Annotated in this window: 14 protein-coding genes; 5 read left to right on the top strand and 9 right to left on the bottom strand. The window is 68.3% G+C overall.

Annotated features, from left to right (window positions below):
• Positions 1–35: 35 nt before the first annotated feature.
• From G6N53_RS14200 to G6N53_RS14185, 4 genes are all read right to left on the bottom strand, one after another.
• Positions 36–899 (bottom strand): lysophospholipid acyltransferase family protein, encoded by an 864-nt coding sequence (locus G6N53_RS14200; protein ID WP_163889299.1) that lies wholly within the window; start codon positions 897–899, stop codon positions 36–38.
• Positions 896–1,741 carry a GNAT family N-acetyltransferase gene (locus G6N53_RS14195; protein WP_163889297.1) on the bottom strand — a complete coding sequence of 282 codons (846 nt, stop codon included), beginning with the start codon at positions 1,739–1,741 and terminating at the stop codon, positions 896–898. Before G6N53_RS14195 ends, G6N53_RS14200 begins: the two co-directional genes overlap by 4 nt.
• Positions 1,742–1,948: 207 nt before the next feature.
• The gene (locus G6N53_RS14190) at positions 1,949–2,905 is read right to left on the bottom strand and encodes an electron transfer flavoprotein subunit alpha/FixB family protein (protein WP_163889295.1); all 957 of its coding nucleotides are present in this window, start codon (positions 2,903–2,905) and stop codon (positions 1,949–1,951) included.
• A gap of 55 nt (positions 2,906–2,960) precedes the next feature.
• Complete coding sequence (locus G6N53_RS14185) at positions 2,961–3,752, bottom strand: electron transfer flavoprotein subunit beta/FixA family protein (RefSeq protein WP_163889292.1); 792 nt, start codon at positions 3,750–3,752, stop codon at positions 2,961–2,963.
• A 208-nt stretch (positions 3,753–3,960) separates the two neighbouring features.
• On the opposite strand from G6N53_RS14185, the gene G6N53_RS14180 reads away from it, so the two are divergent.
• The 3 genes from G6N53_RS14180 to G6N53_RS14170 are packed head-to-tail and all read left to right on the top strand — an operon-like array spanning position 3,961 to position 7,606.
• The gene (locus G6N53_RS14180) at positions 3,961–4,782 is read left to right on the top strand and encodes a class I SAM-dependent methyltransferase (RefSeq protein ID WP_163889290.1); all 822 of its coding nucleotides are present in this window, start codon (positions 3,961–3,963) and stop codon (positions 4,780–4,782) included.
• Positions 4,779–6,377, top strand: coding sequence for a 1,4-alpha-glucan branching protein domain-containing protein (locus G6N53_RS14175; RefSeq protein ID WP_163889288.1), 1,599 nt, complete (start codon positions 4,779–4,781; stop codon positions 6,375–6,377). The genes G6N53_RS14180 and G6N53_RS14175 overlap by 4 nt, the downstream gene beginning before the upstream one ends.
• A gap of 2 nt (positions 6,378–6,379) precedes the next feature.
• Positions 6,380–7,606, top strand: coding sequence for a glycosyltransferase family 4 protein (locus tag G6N53_RS14170; protein WP_163895879.1), 1,227 nt, complete (start codon positions 6,380–6,382; stop codon positions 7,604–7,606).
• Between the two features lie 20 nt (positions 7,607–7,626).
• Here the strand turns inward: G6N53_RS14170 and zwf are convergent, their stop codons facing one another.
• Positions 7,627–9,129 carry a glucose-6-phosphate dehydrogenase gene (zwf, locus tag G6N53_RS14165; RefSeq protein WP_205390379.1) on the bottom strand — a complete coding sequence of 501 codons (1,503 nt, stop codon included), beginning with the start codon at positions 9,127–9,129 and terminating at the stop codon, positions 7,627–7,629.
• Positions 9,130–9,186: 57 nt separating this feature from the next.
• A complete protein-coding gene (locus G6N53_RS14160) occupies positions 9,187–9,924 on the bottom strand; it encodes an acyltransferase (RefSeq protein ID WP_163889286.1) in 738 nt (245 codons plus the stop codon).
• A gap of 105 nt (positions 9,925–10,029) precedes the next feature.
• Between G6N53_RS14160 and G6N53_RS14155 the strand changes: the two genes are divergently transcribed.
• Both G6N53_RS14155 and G6N53_RS14150 read left to right on the top strand, forming a co-directional pair.
• Positions 10,030–11,310, top strand: a complete 1,281-nt coding sequence (locus tag G6N53_RS14155) for a BamB-related PQQ repeat family beta-propellar protein (protein ID WP_163889284.1) — start codon at positions 10,030–10,032, stop codon at positions 11,308–11,310.
• 110 nt (positions 11,311–11,420) lie between these two features.
• A complete protein-coding gene (locus G6N53_RS14150; protein WP_163889282.1) occupies positions 11,421–12,971 on the top strand; it encodes an alanine/glycine:cation symporter family protein in 1,551 nt (516 codons plus the stop codon).
• Between the two features lie 7 nt (positions 12,972–12,978).
• On the opposite strand, the gene G6N53_RS14145 is transcribed toward G6N53_RS14150, so the two are convergent.
• The 3 genes from G6N53_RS14145 to G6N53_RS14135 all read right to left on the bottom strand — a co-directional run bounded on the left by G6N53_RS14145 (position 12,979) and on the right by G6N53_RS14135 (position 15,903).
• A complete protein-coding gene (locus G6N53_RS14145) occupies positions 12,979–13,668 on the bottom strand; it encodes an esterase (protein ID WP_163889280.1) in 690 nt (229 codons plus the stop codon).
• Positions 13,669–13,732: 64 nt separating this feature from the next.
• Positions 13,733–14,947: a THUMP-like domain-containing protein gene (locus tag G6N53_RS14140; RefSeq protein ID WP_435405292.1), complete on the bottom strand. Its 1,215-nt coding sequence runs from the start codon at positions 14,945–14,947 to the stop codon at positions 13,733–13,735.
• The gene (locus G6N53_RS14135; protein ID WP_163889278.1) at positions 14,905–15,903 is read right to left on the bottom strand and encodes a class I SAM-dependent methyltransferase; all 999 of its coding nucleotides are present in this window, start codon (positions 15,901–15,903) and stop codon (positions 14,905–14,907) included. The genes G6N53_RS14140 and G6N53_RS14135 overlap by 43 nt, the downstream gene beginning before the upstream one ends.
• Positions 15,904–15,907 lie beyond the last annotated feature (4 nt).

The raw sequence follows: 15,907 nt of genomic DNA, 5'->3' as shown, positions 1-15,907 counted from the left end.
CAATAGCCGTCACGCGCCTGCCGGCCTCATTCCGCTCACGCCACCAGTGCGTGGCCCTCACCGCAGTCGGACCGTGCGGTCAGCACTGAACGCGCCGTGGCGCCACGCACGGCGACCTCGCAGCGTGCGGCCAGCTCACGACGGTCTGCACCGGGCAGTTGCAGCGACTCGACCGAGACGTGGCAGACGGTACGGCGTGCGGTGATGACCCGCTTGATCGACGTCAGCAGCGAGTCCTCACCCACGAACGCCGGCACGGTGGACGGCCGGCCGTCTTTGTGCCGGTAGGTCAGCCGCAGCGGTTGCACGGGCCGGCCGGCGTCGACCGCGGCCTGGAACATCGCGGGACGGAACCGGCCGTAGCCCAGTCCGCACCACGTGGTGCCTTCCGGGAACGCGACCACGGTGTGTCCGGCCCGCAACCGGTCGGCGACGGCCGCCACCACGGCCGGCAGCCTGCGCAGCCGGCCCCGGTCGATCGGGATGACCTTCATCAGCCGGACGACCGGGCCGAGCGCCGGCCAGTCCACGAGGTCGGCGCGGGCGACGAATGAGCCCGGCAGCACCGCCCCGATCGCGAAGGTGTCCAGCCATGACACGTGCCCACTCACCACGAGCACGCCACGAAGATTGCGGATCGGTCCGCCGGACACCGACATCCGCACCCCGAGGCACCGCAACATCATTCGGCAGTAGCCACGCTGCAGATGTGACCGTCCCGGCATCGGGACGGCCAGCAGCCACACTCCCGAGAACAGCAGCAGCGCTGCTGCCACCCGCCACGCGGTGCGCACCGCGACCACCCACCGTCGACCGGGCACGTCTGCACCGGCGTGGACGCATCCGGCGCCACAGGTCGCTCGCTGCAGCCAGGCGTGTTCAGGCGTGGTGGCGGTCATGACTCCACCTCGTTGCCGATCGCGGTGGCCGCCCCGACTGAACGGAGTCGGCGCAGGTACCGGGTGTCGGCGTGGCGTTTGTCGAGCAGCGCCGGAAAGTCTCCCACCCCGAAGTCGGGGTCGTGGGCAGGCTGCCCACACACCTGGGCTCCCAACCGCAGGTAGCCCCGCATCAGCGGAGGCACCGACAGCCGTGCCGGTGGCTCGATGTCATCGAGCGCGACACCGTCGATCACGACGGGGCGGAAGGGGCGGACGCCATACTCGGGAGGCGCAGCGTGGCGCCGCAGGACGAAGTCCCGCACCCCGCGCAGTTGACTGCCCGCAACACTGCGACCAACCGGATCCAGTACCGGCACCGAGACGCACCCGGTCACGTGGTCGTAGCCGCTGCGGTCCAGGTAGGCCAGGATCCCCGCCCACATCAGCAGCACGACGGCGCCGTTGCGGTGGTCGTGGCGCACCACGGCACGCCCCATCTCGACCAGCGAGGGACGCAGCGGGTCCAGCGCGGTCACGTCGAATTCGGTGGCGATGTACAGGCCACCGGCGGCGATCGCACCCGAAGGCGGCAGCATCCGGTAGCAGCCGACGAGTTCGCCGGTGTCGTCGTCGCGCACCAGAAGGTGGTCGCAGTGTTGGTCGAAGCGGTCGGCGTCGAGACCTCCGGAGCAGCCGTCGTCGGCCAGCGCGAAGCCCGGCTCGGAGGTGAACACGTCGTAGCGCAGCCGTTGCGCCGCCTCGATCGAGTCGGCGTCGGTGCACAGCAGCATCGAGTACCGCGGTGCGGCACCCGCCGAGGCAGCGCTGTCGGATCGGATGAGTACAGAAGCAGTGCTCATACCGTGCACGCTCGCGCAGCCGGGTCTCCGGACGGCATCGCGCGCGTGACGTGTCCGTGAGCGCCAGATGACGAAGTGTGGTGTCTGCCCGCAAAGACACGAGAAGACGCAAGAACCCCGGCGCCACGGGGTGCGCCGGGGTTCTCGCGTTCAGAACGGGTTCGACCGTCGGAGACGGTCGATCGGTTGGAGGTCGATCGGTTGGAGTCAGCCCTTGCGGGTCTTGACCGCCTCGGTCAGCTGCGGGGTCACCTTGAACAGGTCACCGACGATGCCGAGGTCGGCGATCTCGAAGATCGGCGCCTCTTCGTCCTTGTTCACCGCGATGATCGTCTTCGACGTCTGCATGCCCGCGCGGTGCTGGATCGCTCCGGAGATGCCCAGCGCGATGTAGAGCTGCGGGGACACCGTCTTGCCGGTCTGGCCGACCTGGAACTGGCCCGGGTAGTAGCCCGAGTCGACCGCGGCACGCGAGGCGCCGACAGCGGCACCGAGCGAGTCGGCCAGTTCCTCGACGATGCCGAAGTTCTCGGCACTGCCGACGCCGCGGCCACCGGAGACGACGACGGTCGCCTCCGCCAGCTCGGGGCGGTCACCGGCGACGGCAGGTTCACGCGAGGTGATCTTGGTCGCATTCTCGGCGGCGGCCGGCACCTCGACGGTGACGACCTCTCCGGCACCGTCGGCCGGCTCGGCGTCGACCGAACCGGCACGCAGGGTGATCACCGGGGTGTCACCGACGACCTCGGCCTCGACGGTGAACGCACCGCCGAAGATCGAGTGGATGCCCTTGCCGCCCTCTTTCACCTCGACGACGTCGGTCAGCACACCCGAACCGATACGGGCGGCCAGCCGGCCTGCGATCTCCTTGCCGTCTGCGTTGGCCGACAGCAGCACGCCCGCCGGGCTCACGGATTCGGTCAGGGAGGCCAGCACGTCCACCTGGGGGGTGATCAGGTAGTTCTCTGCGTCGTCGGACTCGGCGACGTAGATCTTGCCGGCACCGGCGGCCTTGAGCCCCTCGATGAGCGGCTCTGCCGTACCGGGCTTGCCCACCACCACGGCGGAGGGTTCGCCCAGTACACGGGCGGCGGTGATCAGTTCAGCGCTGACTTTTTTCAGCGCACCTTCGGCGTGCTCGGCGAGCACGAGTACTTCAGCCATGCGTTCGTTCGCCTCTATGTCTCAGTGGTTCATGGAATGGGGGTGGAAGATCTGCCTAGATGATTTTCTGGGCGACCAGGTACTCGGCGACCTTGGTGCCGCCTTCGCCCTCATCGGTGATCTTCTCGCCCGCGGTCTTGGGCGGCTTCGGGGTCGACGCGAGCACCTTGGAGCCGGCGTGGGCAACGCCCACCTCGTCGGCCTCGACGCCGATCTCGGCCAGCGTGAGAGTCGTCACTTCCTTCTTCTTGGCGGCCATGATGCCCTTGAAGGACGGGAAGCGGGGCTCGTTGATCTTCTCGTTGACGCTGACGACCGCAGGCAGGCTCGCCTCGAGCGTGAACAGGCCGTCGTCGGTCTCGCGCTCGGCGGTGACCTTGCCGTTCTCGACGGTCAGCTTGCGCACGTGGGTCAGCTGGGGCAGGCCCAGGTACTCGGCGATGATCGCCGGGACCGCACCGCCGGTGCCGTCGGTCGCCTCGTTGCCGGCGATGACGAGCTCGGTGCCCTCGATCGTGCCCAGCGCGCGGGCCAGCGCCCAGCCCGTCTGCACCATGTCGGAGCCGTGCATGCCCTCGTCGACCAGGTGGACCGCCTTGTCCGCGCCCATCGACAGGGCCTTGCGGATCGCCTCGGTGGCCCGCTCGGGCCCGGCGGTGAGGACGGTGACCGTGCTGTCGCCGCCTTCACGCTCCTTGATCAGGAGCGCCTCTTCGACGGCACGCTCGTTGATCTCGTCGAGCACCGCGTCGGCGGCCTCTCGGTCGAGGGTCCAATCACCCTCGGACAGCTTGCGCTCCGACCATGTGTCTGGGACCTGTTTGATCAGGACCACGATATTCGTCATGACTCTGGTTCGTCCTCCTCGAAGGGACCGGCGACCGGCCCGCAATATCACGTTTCAAGCAACCACCACCATGTTACCCGCAAGTAACTTATTTGTGGATCGCAGAAACACCATAGCTGGTCGAAGTTTGTGCTCTGCCGGCCCCGCGAACAGCACGGGTTCGACGAACAGTTCGCCTCCGGACGGTTACGGGTTAGCCTGCCTTCCAATGAGCGCATTTGTTACCGGGTCGACCGAGCCCGGCGAGGCTCCGGCGGCAGCCCCGATGCCGCTGACCGGCGAGCGGACAGTGCCAGGCCTGGCCGAGGAGAACTACTGGTTCCGTCGCCACGAGGTCGTCTATCGGCGACTGGCCGAACGCTGTCGCGACCGCGACGTGCTGGAGGCGGGCTGCGGCGAGGGATACGGCGCCGACCTGATCGCCGACGTCGCCCGTCAGGTGATCGGGCTGGACTACGACGACTCGGCGGTGGCCCATGTCCGCGCGCGTTATCCCCGCGTCGACATGCGCCAGGGAAACCTCGCCGAGCTGCCACTGCCCGCCGAATCGGTGGATGTGGTGGTCAACTTCCAGGTGATCGAACACCTGTGGGACCAGGGGCAGTTCGTCTCCGAATGCCACCGGGTGCTGCGCCCCGGCGGGCTACTGCTCATCTCCACCCCCAACCGCATCACCTTCTCCCCCGGTCGCGACACCCCGGTCAACCCCTTCCACACCCGCGAGCTCAACGCCGCCGAGCTGACCGAGTTGGTGACGGCCGCCGGCTTCGAGATCGAAGGTCTCCACGGGGTTTTCCACGGCGAGCGCCTCGCCGACCTCGACAACCGCCACGGCGGATCCATCATCGACGCGCAGATCGCGCGCGCGGTCGCCGACGCGCCCTGGCCGCAGGACCTGCTCGCCGACGTCGCGTCCGTGAGCGCGGACGACTTCGACATCGCCGAGGCGGGAAGTCGCGACGACAGCGCCATCGACAACAGAGCCATCGACGACAGCCTCGATCTGGTCGCGATCGCGGTGCGCCCGTGACGGAGGTCGACCCCGGGTCGCCCGACGCCACCCCGGTACCCGGGCTGTTCACCCTGGTGCTGCACACGCACCTGCCCTGGCTGGCCCATCACGGCCGCTGGCCGGTCGGCGAGGAATGGCTCTACCAGTCGTGGTCGGCGGCCTACCTTCCGCTGGTGCGGGTGCTGCGCACCCTTGCCGCCGAGAACCGCAGGCACCTGGTCACACTCGGTATCACCCCGGTGGTGGCCGCACAGCTGGACGATCCGTACTGCCTGCAGGGCATGCACCACTGGCTGGCCAACTGGCAGTTGCGTGCCCTCGAGGCGGCAACCATCCGCACGTCACCGGCCTCGGCGCCGGCGTCCACGCCGGAAGCCCTGCGCCAGTTCGGGTCCCGGGAGTACGCCGAGGCAGACCGGGAGCTCACCGAGTTCGACACACTCTGGCGCCACGGCGCCAGCCCGGTGTTCCGCGAGCTGCTGGACGGCGAGGTGATCGAGCTCCTCGGCGGACCGCTCGCGCATCCGTTCCAGCCGTTGCTCAATCCTCGACTCCGCGAGTTCGCGCTCCGAGAGGGTCTTGCGGACGCAGGTCAACGGTTCGCCCACACCCCGACGGGCATCTGGGCACCGGAGTGCGCGTACGCCCCTGGCATGGAGGTCGACTACGCCGCCGCCGGCGTCGGCCACTTCATGGTCGACGGTCCGTCCCTGCACGGAGACACCTCGCTGGGCCGCCCGGTCGCCGACTCCGACGTCGTCGCGTTCGGGCGGGACCTGGCGGTCAGCTACCGCGTCTGGTCACCGAAGTCCGGCTATCCCGGTCACCCGGCCTACCGAGATTTCCACACCTATGACCACCTCACCGGGCTCAAGCCCGCCCGCGTGACCGGGCGCAACGTCCCGTCGGATGCCAAGGCGCCCTACGACCCTGAGCGCGCGGACGCCGCGGTCGACGTGCACGTCGCCGATTTCGTCGACACGGTTCGCCGGCGACTGAGCGCCGAGAGCGCTCGGATCGGCAGGCCCGCCCACGTCATCGCCGCATTCGACACCGAACTGTTCGGCCACTGGTGGTACGAGGGCCCGGTCTGGCTCGAGCGGGTGCTGCGCGCACTGCCGGCCGCCGGTGTCCGCGTCGGCACGTTGGCGGACGCGGTCTGCGGTGGCTACGTCGGTACGCCCGTCGACCTGCCACCGAGTTCATGGGGCTCGGGCAAGGACTGGCAGGTGTGGTCGGGTGAGAAGGTGGCCGATCTGGTCCAGCTCAACAGCGAGGTCGTCGACACCGCGCTGACCACGGTGGACAAGGCGCTGGCCCAGGCCGGATCTCGGGGATCGCTGGGCTCACCGACACCGAGGATGTTCGTCGCCGACCAGATACTGCGGGAAACACTGCTCACGGTGTCCAGCGACTGGCCGTTCATGGTCAGCAAGGACTCGGCCGCCGATTATGCGCGCTACCGGGCACACCTGCACGCACACGCCACCCGCGAGATCGCCGGGGCGCTCGCCGCGGGGCGCGCCGAGCACGCGCAGCGCCTGGCCGTGGGCTGGAACCGCGCCGACGGCCTGTTCGGGGCGCTCGACGCGCGGAGACTCCCGGGCACATGAGAATGAAGATCCTGCTGCTGTCCTGGGAGTACCCGCCGGTGGTGATCGGCGGCCTGGGCCGGCACGTGCACCACCTGGCCACCGAACTGGCGCTGGCCGGCCACGACGTCGTCGTGCTCAGCCGCAGACCGACCGGCACCGATCCGCACACCCACCCGTCCACCGACGACGTCACCGAAGGTGTGCGCGTGATCGCCGCCGCGGAGGACCCGCACGAGTTCACGTTCGGCGCGGACATGATGGCCTGGACCCTGGCAATGGGGCATGCGATGGTGCGCGCCGGCCTGGCGCTGTCCGACTGGCGCCCGGATGTGGTCCACGCCCATGACTGGCTGGTCGCCCACCCTGCCGTCACCCTGGCTCAATTCTTCGACGTGCCACTGGTTTCCACCATCCACGCCACCGAGGCGGGTCGGCATTCCGGGTGGGTTTCGGGTCCGGTCAGCAGGCAGGTCCATGCGCTGGAATCCTGGCTGGTGTGCGAATCCGACTCTCTCATCACATGTTCGGCGTCGATGCGGGACGAGATCAGCACGCTGTTCGGACCGGAACTCGCCGAGATCTCGGTCATCCGCAACGGGATCGACACCGACGGTTGGCCGTTTGCGACGCGTCGTCGGCAGTCGGGACCGGCCCAACTGCTGTACTTCGGGCGTCTCGAGTACGAGAAGGGGGTGCACGACGCGATCGCCGCGCTGCCCCGGATCCGTCGCACGCATCCCGGAACCACGCTCACGATCGCCGGCGACGGCACCCAACTCGACTTCCTCAAAGAGCAGGCCCGCAAGCATCGGGTCCTGAAAGCGACCAACTTTGTCGGCCGCGTGGACCATTCGCAACTACTGAAGTTGCTGCACCGGGCCGATGCCGCCGTGCTGCCGTCACACTACGAGCCGTTCGGCATCGTCGCTCTCGAGGCCGCCGCGGCCGGCGTTCCGCTGGTCACGTCCAACGCGGGTGGGCTCGGCGAGGCGGTGATCGACGGCCTGACCGGGCTGTCCCACCCGCCCAACGACGTGGCCGCGCTGTCCGCCGCGGTGCGGGTGGTACTCGACTCGCCGGCGGCCGCCCAGCAACGGGCCAGGGCGGCACGCGAGCGGCTCACGTCGGACTTCGCCTGGCAGACCGTGGCCGCCGAGACCTCGCAGGTCTATCTGGCCGCCAAACGCGGTGAACGTCAACCACACCGGCGCAGGCCCATCGTCGAGCGGCCGCTGCCGAACCGTTGAGCGTCAAGGCCCGTTGAGCGTCAAGGCGCCTTCTTGTCCCGCCAGCCCCGCTCGAACGGCAGACGCCAGCCGTTGGGCGCGATCAGTTGGTGAATCGCATTGGGACCCCACGTTCCTTGCTGGTACATCTTGACCGGCGGGGGGTCGGCGAGCAGATGCGCCGAGCGTTCCCACAGCGACTCGATGCCCTCGGCGGTCGTGAACAGCGTGTGGTCACCACGCATCGCGTCCAGGATCAAGCGCTCGTAGGCCTCCAGGACATCGTCGCTGTACTCGGTCTCCTGGGTGGAGAACTGCATCGAGAGCTTCTCCAGCTTCATGCCGGGCCCCGGCCGCTTTCCGTAGAACGACAGCGAGATCTTCGACGAGTCGGCCAAGTCGAAGGTGAGATGATCGGGCCCCTGCGAGCCGACCCCGGACCCGGGCGGGAACATCGTCCGCGGAGCCTCTTTGAACGCGATCGACACGATCCGCTGCCCCTCCGCCATCCGCTTGCCGGTGCGCAGGTACACCGGTACCCCCGCCCACCGCCAGTTGTCGATGCCGACCTTCAGCGCGATGAAGGTCTCGGTGTCCGAGTCCCGCGCCACCCCCTGTTCCTCGCGGTAGCCCGAGTACTGACCGCGCACCACGCAGTCGGGCTCCACCGGCAGCATCGACCGGAAGACCTTGTTCTTCTCCTCGCCGATGGCACGCGGCTCCAGCGCAGTCGGAGGCTCCATCACGACGAAGGCCATCACCTGGAACAGGTGGGTGACCACCATGTCCTTGTAGGCGCCGGTGCTCTCGTAGAAGTCGGCCCGCTGATCGAGGCCCAGCGTCTCCGGGATGTCGATCTGGATGTGGTCGATGAAGTTACGGTTCCAGATCGGTTCGAACAGACCGTTGGCGAACCGGAACGCCAGGATGTTCTGCGCGGCCTCCTTGCCCAGGAAGTGGTCGATGCGGAAGATCTGCGACTCCCCGAACGTGTCGTGCACGAACTTGTTCAGTGCCACGGCGCTGTCGAGGTCGGTACCGAACGGCTTCTCCATCACCACCCGGGACCGGTCGACCAGGTCGGCCTCCTTGAGCATGGTGATCACCGACTCGGCGGCCTTCGGCGGGACCGACAGGTAGTGCAGACGCTGGGCTTCAGGGCCCAATGCGCTCTCACATCGGGCCACTGCGTCGGCGAGCGCCTGCGGGCCCGCCGACTGCGGGATGTAGGACACCTTGGCGGCGAACTGGGCCCACTGCTCCTCGGAGAAGTGATGGTTACCGAACGAGTCGATGGCCTCGCGTGCCAGCGTCCGGAACTCGTCGTCCGTGTACTCCTCGAGCGACGTGCCGATCAACCGGATGTCCGGGGTCAGGTCCGACTGCTCGAGGTGGGCGAGTCCGGGCAACAGCTTGCGGCGCGCCAGGTCGCCGGTGGCGCCGAACAGCACGATGACAAACGACGCCAACTTCGCTTCGTCCCTGCGGAACGGGTGGGCGCCTGGAGCGGGGTAGGAGATGTTGTGCGATGTCCCGTTGGTCACCACCGGAATGCTGTCACCAACGTCGCGCCCATGCAGCGCTTGGGTGGGTTTCTACGCTCAGCGGCTGGACTTCTTGCGTTCGATGTCGGCCAGCGCCGCAGCCAACTCGGCCCGCTGCGCCGCCGACGTCTCCCAGGACAGCTTGCGGTTCTTGACCACCTTGGCGGGCGCCCCCACCGCGATGGAGAAGTCCGGAATGTCGCCCTTGACCACCGCGTGGGAGCCGAGCACACACCCCCGGCCGACGCTGGTCCCCCGCAACACCGTCACCTTGGCTGCCACCCAGGTGTCCGGCCCGATCTGCACCGGGCTCTTGACGATGCCCTGGTCCTTGATCGGCAGCTCGATGCTGTCCATCCGGTGGTCGAAATCGCACACGTAGCACCAGTCGGCCATCAGCACCGAGTCGCCCAGTTCGATGTCGAGGTAGGTGTTGATGACGTTGTCGCGCCCGAGCACGACCTTGTCACCGATGCGCAGCGACCCTTCATGGCAGCGGATGGTGTTCTTGTCCCCGATGTGCACCCAGCGGCCGATCTCCATCTCGGACAACTCGGGGGCCGCCTGGATCTCGACGTCCTTGCCGATGAACACCATGCCCCGGGTGATGATGTGCGGGTTGGCCAGCTTGAACCGCAGCAGCCGCCAGTACCGGACCAGGTACCACGGGGTGTATGCGCGGTTGGCCAGCACCCATTTCAGCGATGCCGCGGTGAGGAAGTCAGCTTGACGCGGATCCCGCAGGCGGGAGCCTCGCCAGCGCTTATGCAGCGGCGCACCCCACATCGTCGTCATGGCCGGAAAGCCTACGCGAGCACGGTCGGTGGAACGGTTACCCTCTCCTGGGCTCGAACAACAGGCGGAGGCGGCAGGCCGCTCCGAAGCGTCAGAAGGGATCCAGTGCTCCGGCGAATCCTCGCGTTGGCCGCAACGGCGCTGATCTCGGGTGCGCTCGCCGGCTGCGGCAACACCGATTCCTGGGTGCAGGCCCGCGCCGCGACGGGCTGGGCCGCGCAGTACGCCGATGCCGCGAACAGCAGCTACTCGCGCGTCGACGGCGCCGACACGCTGCGCCTGGAGTGGACACGTTCGGTCAAGGGTGAGCTCGCCGCGCAGGCGGCGCTGGGCTCCGGCGAATACCTGGCCGTCAACGGCCAGACCGCCGGGGGCTGCTCGCTGATGGTCTGGGAAACCGACAACCAGGCGCGGCAACGCTGGTGCACCAGGCTGGTCCAGGGCGGCGGCCTGGCCAGCCCGATGTTCGACGGCTTCGACAACGTCTACATCGGTCAACCCGGCACAGTGCTGTCGTTTCCGACCACCCAGTGGATCCGGTGGCGCAAACCGGTGATCGGGATGCCGACGACGACCCGCATCCTGTCGCCGGGGAATCTGCTGGTGGTCACCCACCTCGGACAGGTGCTCGTGTTCGACGCCCACCGGGGCACCGTGACGGGCAACTCGCTGGATCTGGTCGCCGGCGTCGACCCCACCGACTCCCAGCGAGGCCTCGACGACTGCCGCCTGGCGCGCCCGGAATGCCCCGTGGCCGCGGCACCGGCGTTCGCCGAGGCGACCGGCGTCATCGTGCTGACGCTGTGGGAGCCGGGCGCCGACGCGCCGGTGCTGGTCGGCCTGCGGTACCGGCCCGGTCAGACCCCGCTGCTGACCCGCGAATGGACCAGCGACGCCGTCGGCGGCGGACCGCTGGCGAGCCCGGTGGTCTCCGCCGACGGGTCGACGGTGTACGTCAACGGTCGCGACGAGAGGTTGTGGGCGCTCAACAGCGACGACGGCACCGAGAAATGGTCGGTGCCGCTGAACTACCTGCCCCAGACCCCACCGTCGGTCACCCCGGACGGGCTGATCGTCGCCGGTGGCGGCCCGGGAGCGCGGCTGGTGGCGTTACGCGATGTCGACGACGGGGGCGAGGAGGAGTGGAGCCGCGACGACACCTCACCGCTGTCCACATCCAGCCTCGCCGGGGTGGGCTACACGGTGGTGCGCGACGGCGACAACGGGATGGCCCTGGTCGTGTTCGACCTCGGCGACGGTCACACGCTGAACAGTTATCCGCTGCGCGGAGCCACCGGATGGCCGGTCGGCGTGTCGATCGGCCATGACGGGCGGGTCGTGGCCGGCACCAGCGACGGCCGGGTCTTCGGTTTCGCGCCGTCCTGAACTCGCGACCTCCGCAACAGCCAGTTCACAATTTTGCAACACGCGCAGCGCTCGCCGGTGCAATCATCCATTGCGATCATCCGGATGTTGCCACTAGAGGGGACACGATCTTGTCGGATTTCCTGAGCACCGTGAACAGCTATATATGGAGTAACGCGCTGGTCTACCTGTGTCTGGCCGCAGGCGTGTACTTCTCGATCCGGTCCAGGTTCGTCCAGGTCCGTCAGGTCCCCGAGATGATCCGGCTGATGTTCAAGGGCGAGAAGTCACCGTCGGGTGTCTCGAGCTTCCAGGCGCTGACCATCTCCCTGGCCGGCCGCGTGGGCACGGGCAACATCGCCGGTGTCGCGACGGCGATCGCCTTCGGCGGCCCGGGAGCCCTGTTCTGGATGTGGACCGTCGCCTTCCTCGGCGCCTCGACGTCGTTCGTCGAGTGCACCCTGGGCCAGATCTACAAGACCAAGGATCCGCTGACCGGGGAGTACCGCGGCGGCCCTGCCTACTACCTGAGCAGGGCTTTCGCCCACACCGCGGCGGCGCCCGCGATGAAGATCTACGGCTACGTCTTCGCGGCCGTGACCATCCTGGCGATGGGCCTGCTGCTGCCCAGCGTGCAGTCCAACTCGATGGCCTCGGCGATGAACTCCGCCTGGGGCTGGTCGCAGTGGTGGGTGGCCGTGGGCACCGTGATCGTGCTGGCCTTCGTGATCATCGGCGGGGTCAAGCGGATCGCCACGTTCGCCTCGATCGTGGTGCCGTTCATGGCCGTCGTCTACATCGTCCTGGCGTTGATCATCGTGTTGCTCAACGCCGGAGAGATCCCCGGCGTGATCTCGCTGATCTTCTCCAGCGCCTTCGGACTCGACTCGGCGTTCGGGGCGATCCTCGGCTCGGCGGTGATGTGGGGCGTCAAGCGCGGCATCTACTCCAACGAGGCCGGCCAGGGCACCGGTCCGCATGCCGCGGCGGCCGCGGAGGTGTCCCATCCGGCCAAGCAGGGCCTGGTGCAGGCCTTCGCGGTGTACATCGACACGCTGTTCATCTGCACGGCCACCGGTTTCCTGATCCTGTCCACCGGGGCCTACCGGGTGTTCGAAGGTGAGAGCGCCGACGGCGCGGTCATCCGCGAAGGCGGCTCGATCCTGCCGGCCGACGCCGAGGTCGGCCCGACGTTCGCGCAGACCGGCTTCGACACGCTGTGGAGCGGCGCCGGGTCCAGCTTCATCGCGATCTCGCTGGCGTTCTTCTGCATCACCACGATCATCGCCTACTACTACATGGCCGAGACGAACCTGCGTTTCCTGCTGGGCAAGAGCAACACCGTCAACGTCCCCTACATCCGCGGCACCGTCGGTTCGAACACCACGATGATGCTGCAGGCGCTGATCCTGGTGTCGGTGACCATCGGCGCCGTGTCCACCGCCTCGGACGCATGGACGCTGGGTGACATCGGCGTCGGCCTGATGGCGTGGCTCAACATCATCGGCATCATCATCCTGCAGCAGCCCGCCTACAAGGCGCTGTGGGACTACGAGAAGCAGAAGAAGCAGGGCCTGGACCCGATGTTCGACCCGACGGCGCTGGACATCAAGAACGCGACGTTCTGGGAGAACTACGACCCAGCCACCGGCAAGTACAAGGAGCCCGCCAGCAGCGCTTGACCGCCTCTCAGGCCAGCATCGGTGCGATCGCGCTGCGCGGCACCGCCGCCTGCAGCGCGCCACCGGCGCCGGGCATCATCTCGCCCTGGCCGAAGAAGAAGATCACCGAGTCGTCGGTGATCGCGAACTCCTGGTACTTGGCGGGATCGAGTCCGTCGGCCGGCGATATCGGCGCGTCCACGCCGATCTGCCGAGCCACCGCGGACTGCACGATCGGGAAGATCACGTCCAGCGGCTGGGCATCCGGCTTGAACAGGGTGTCGAAGGTGATCGGAGCCTGCGCCTCGACGTCCCAGTTGAACGACTTGTACCAGGTCTGCGGGCGTGCACCCCCGACGTTCTCGTACACCTCGAAGACCACGCTGCTGGTTCCGGCGTCCTCGGGTCCGGACCGGTAGGCGCGGCCCTTACCGTCCAGCACATAGGGCAGGTTCCACGACCCGGGCATCTCCGAGACGTTGACGAATCCGTCGCGGGTCTGCGTCAGATAGGCCGTCAGGGCCTGCTGGTCCGGGTAGTCGGCGGGGAAGGTGAAGTCCAGCCGGTAGGTGGAGTTCTCCGCGACCACGTGACAGATCTGTTCGTCGTCGACCGTGCCGCCCAGGTCCGCGCAGGCCGTCTGGGCGGCAGCCGCCGGGGCGGCGGCCCAACCCGCCACCACACCGGTGGCCAGCAGGGCAGCGGCGAGAATTCGCATCGTCGTCCTCAATCTCGGCGCCGACTCGGACCACGGCGCTGTTGCTGCCAGGGTACGTGGCCGATCAGCGTGACGGACGACATATGAATGCCGTTGCCCGGCTTGCCGCCCCGGACCCCAGCCGGATCACCACGACGGAGAGCTGGGCCGAGCCACGCAGTCGCAGACGGGACCGCAGCGCATCGGGATCGACGTCGACGCCGCGGACCAGGATCTCCACCGCCCCCACATCGCGGACCGAAAGCGCCCGACGCAACTGTCTTTCATTGAACGCCAGCTGCTCGAGGACCTCGAAGCCGCGCACACCGTCGGGCAGGGTGTCCCCGGACAGATAGGCGATGTCGGGATCCAACTGCCACAGCCCGTGCCGCACGGCGTAGTGGCGCACCAATCCGGCGCGCACCACCGCGCCATCAGGATCGACGATCCATCGGCCGGCGGGGGCCACAGCGCAGTCGTCGGGCTGCGCGTCGGTGATCTCCTCTGCACTGTCGAGCAGGGTCGCCCGGCGGCGCACCCCCGCCTCGGTGAGTCCGGCAGACCACAGGCACGCTTCGCGCACACTGCCCGCGAGCGAGGTGACCTCCACCTCTCCGTCGAACCCGAGCTGCCGCAGGACGGCGAAATCCACTCCGGGAGAACACTTCACGACGTAGGCACGCCTGCTCAGCACTTCCAGCAACCGGTCCAGCGGTGGCAGATACGCGCGTGGGTCGAATCGGCGCCTCGATGCACTGCGCCGTGCGGGGTCGACGACGACGACGGCGTCGGCGGTCACCGGCCGCAGCGCGTCCGCGCGGCACAGCGGTACGGCCGCGCCATCGGCAGCCAGATTGTGGTCGGCCATCGCCAGGCGCACCGGGTCGATGTCGCTGCCCACCACAAATTGTGCCGAATGCCGAAGGGCCGCAAGCTCGGTGCCGATCGAACACGTGGCGTCGTGCACCGTCGCACCGGCCAGCCGACGCGCCCGGTGCCGGGCAACCGGGCCGGCGGTCGCCTGCTGGAGCGCCTCGTCGGTGAACAGCCAGTCCGACGCGTCGGCGAACTTCGCGGCGGCTTTGCGCCGCAGCATCACGGTCTCCACCACGACGGCCGCCCGGTCACCGAAACGCGTTCGTGCCGAATCGATATCGGCGATGAGACTCCGACTGTCGAGGCGATACCCCGCGACCTCGGCCAGTGCCAGCTTCCCGGCATCACTGCAGAGATAGTGCACATCGTCGAGGCCGAACGCTACGACGGCTTGACCCCGGTCACCATGACGTTGTAGAACCAGCCCTTCGGAACTACCCGGCGCCAGAGGTTGGCGTCTACCCAGGACAGTGTGGTCCAGCTGCCGAACGCGAACTTCGCCCAGCCCCAGCCCAGCTTGCCCGGCGGCACCGTCGACTCGAATGTCCGGACCGGCCAACCCAGCATCGCCGCGGTGAACTCCTCGCTCGCGGTCTGCACCTGTACCGCACCGGCCGAGCGAGCCATCGACTCCAGCTCGGCGGGGTCGAAGGTGTGCAGGTCGACGATCCACTCCAGGGCCGCGGCACGCGAGTTCTCGTCGAGTTCGGCCTGCGGACGACGCCAGCCGGCCAACCCAGGCAGCTTCATCGCCGCCACGGTGGACTTCCACGTCAGATCGGCCAGCCGGCGGGCGTAGGCGTTGCCGACGGTTGTGGGTTCGCCGGCGAAGATGAACCGGCCACCGGGCTTGAGGACCCGGACCACCTCGCGCAACGACAGCTCCACGTCGGGGATGTGGTGCAGCACCGCGTGCCCGACCACCAGGTCGAAGGTGTTGTCGTCGTACGGGATGCCCTCGGCATCGGCGACCCGACCGTCGATGTCCAGCCCGAGCGACTGACCGTTGCGGGTGGCCACCTTCACCATGCCCGGGGACAGATCGGTGACCGATCCGCGTCGTGCGACCCCGGCCTGGACCAGGTTGAGCAGGAAGAACCCGGTACCGCAGCCCAACTCCAGGGCCCGGTCGTAGGGCAACTCGCGCTGCACACTGTCGGGCACGATCGCATCGAAGCGGCCGCGGGCGTAGTCGATGCATCGCTGGTCGTAGGAGATCGACCATTTCTCGTCGTAGCTCTCGGCTTCCCAGTCGTGATAAAGCACCTGGGCAAGCTTGGTGTCGTGGCGGGCGGCTTCGACCTGCTCCTCGGTCGCGTGCGGCGTCGGAGCCGGCACGGCGACATCGGGGTAGGCGCCGGGTTCCTTCGTTTCCGTCATGCAG

Source organism: Mycolicibacterium hippocampi (genome assembly GCF_010723735.1).
In the GTDB taxonomy this organism is placed as follows: domain Bacteria; phylum Actinomycetota; class Actinomycetes; order Mycobacteriales; family Mycobacteriaceae; genus Mycobacterium; species Mycobacterium hippocampi.
This window is presented reverse-complemented; position numbering and strand designations above follow the sequence as displayed.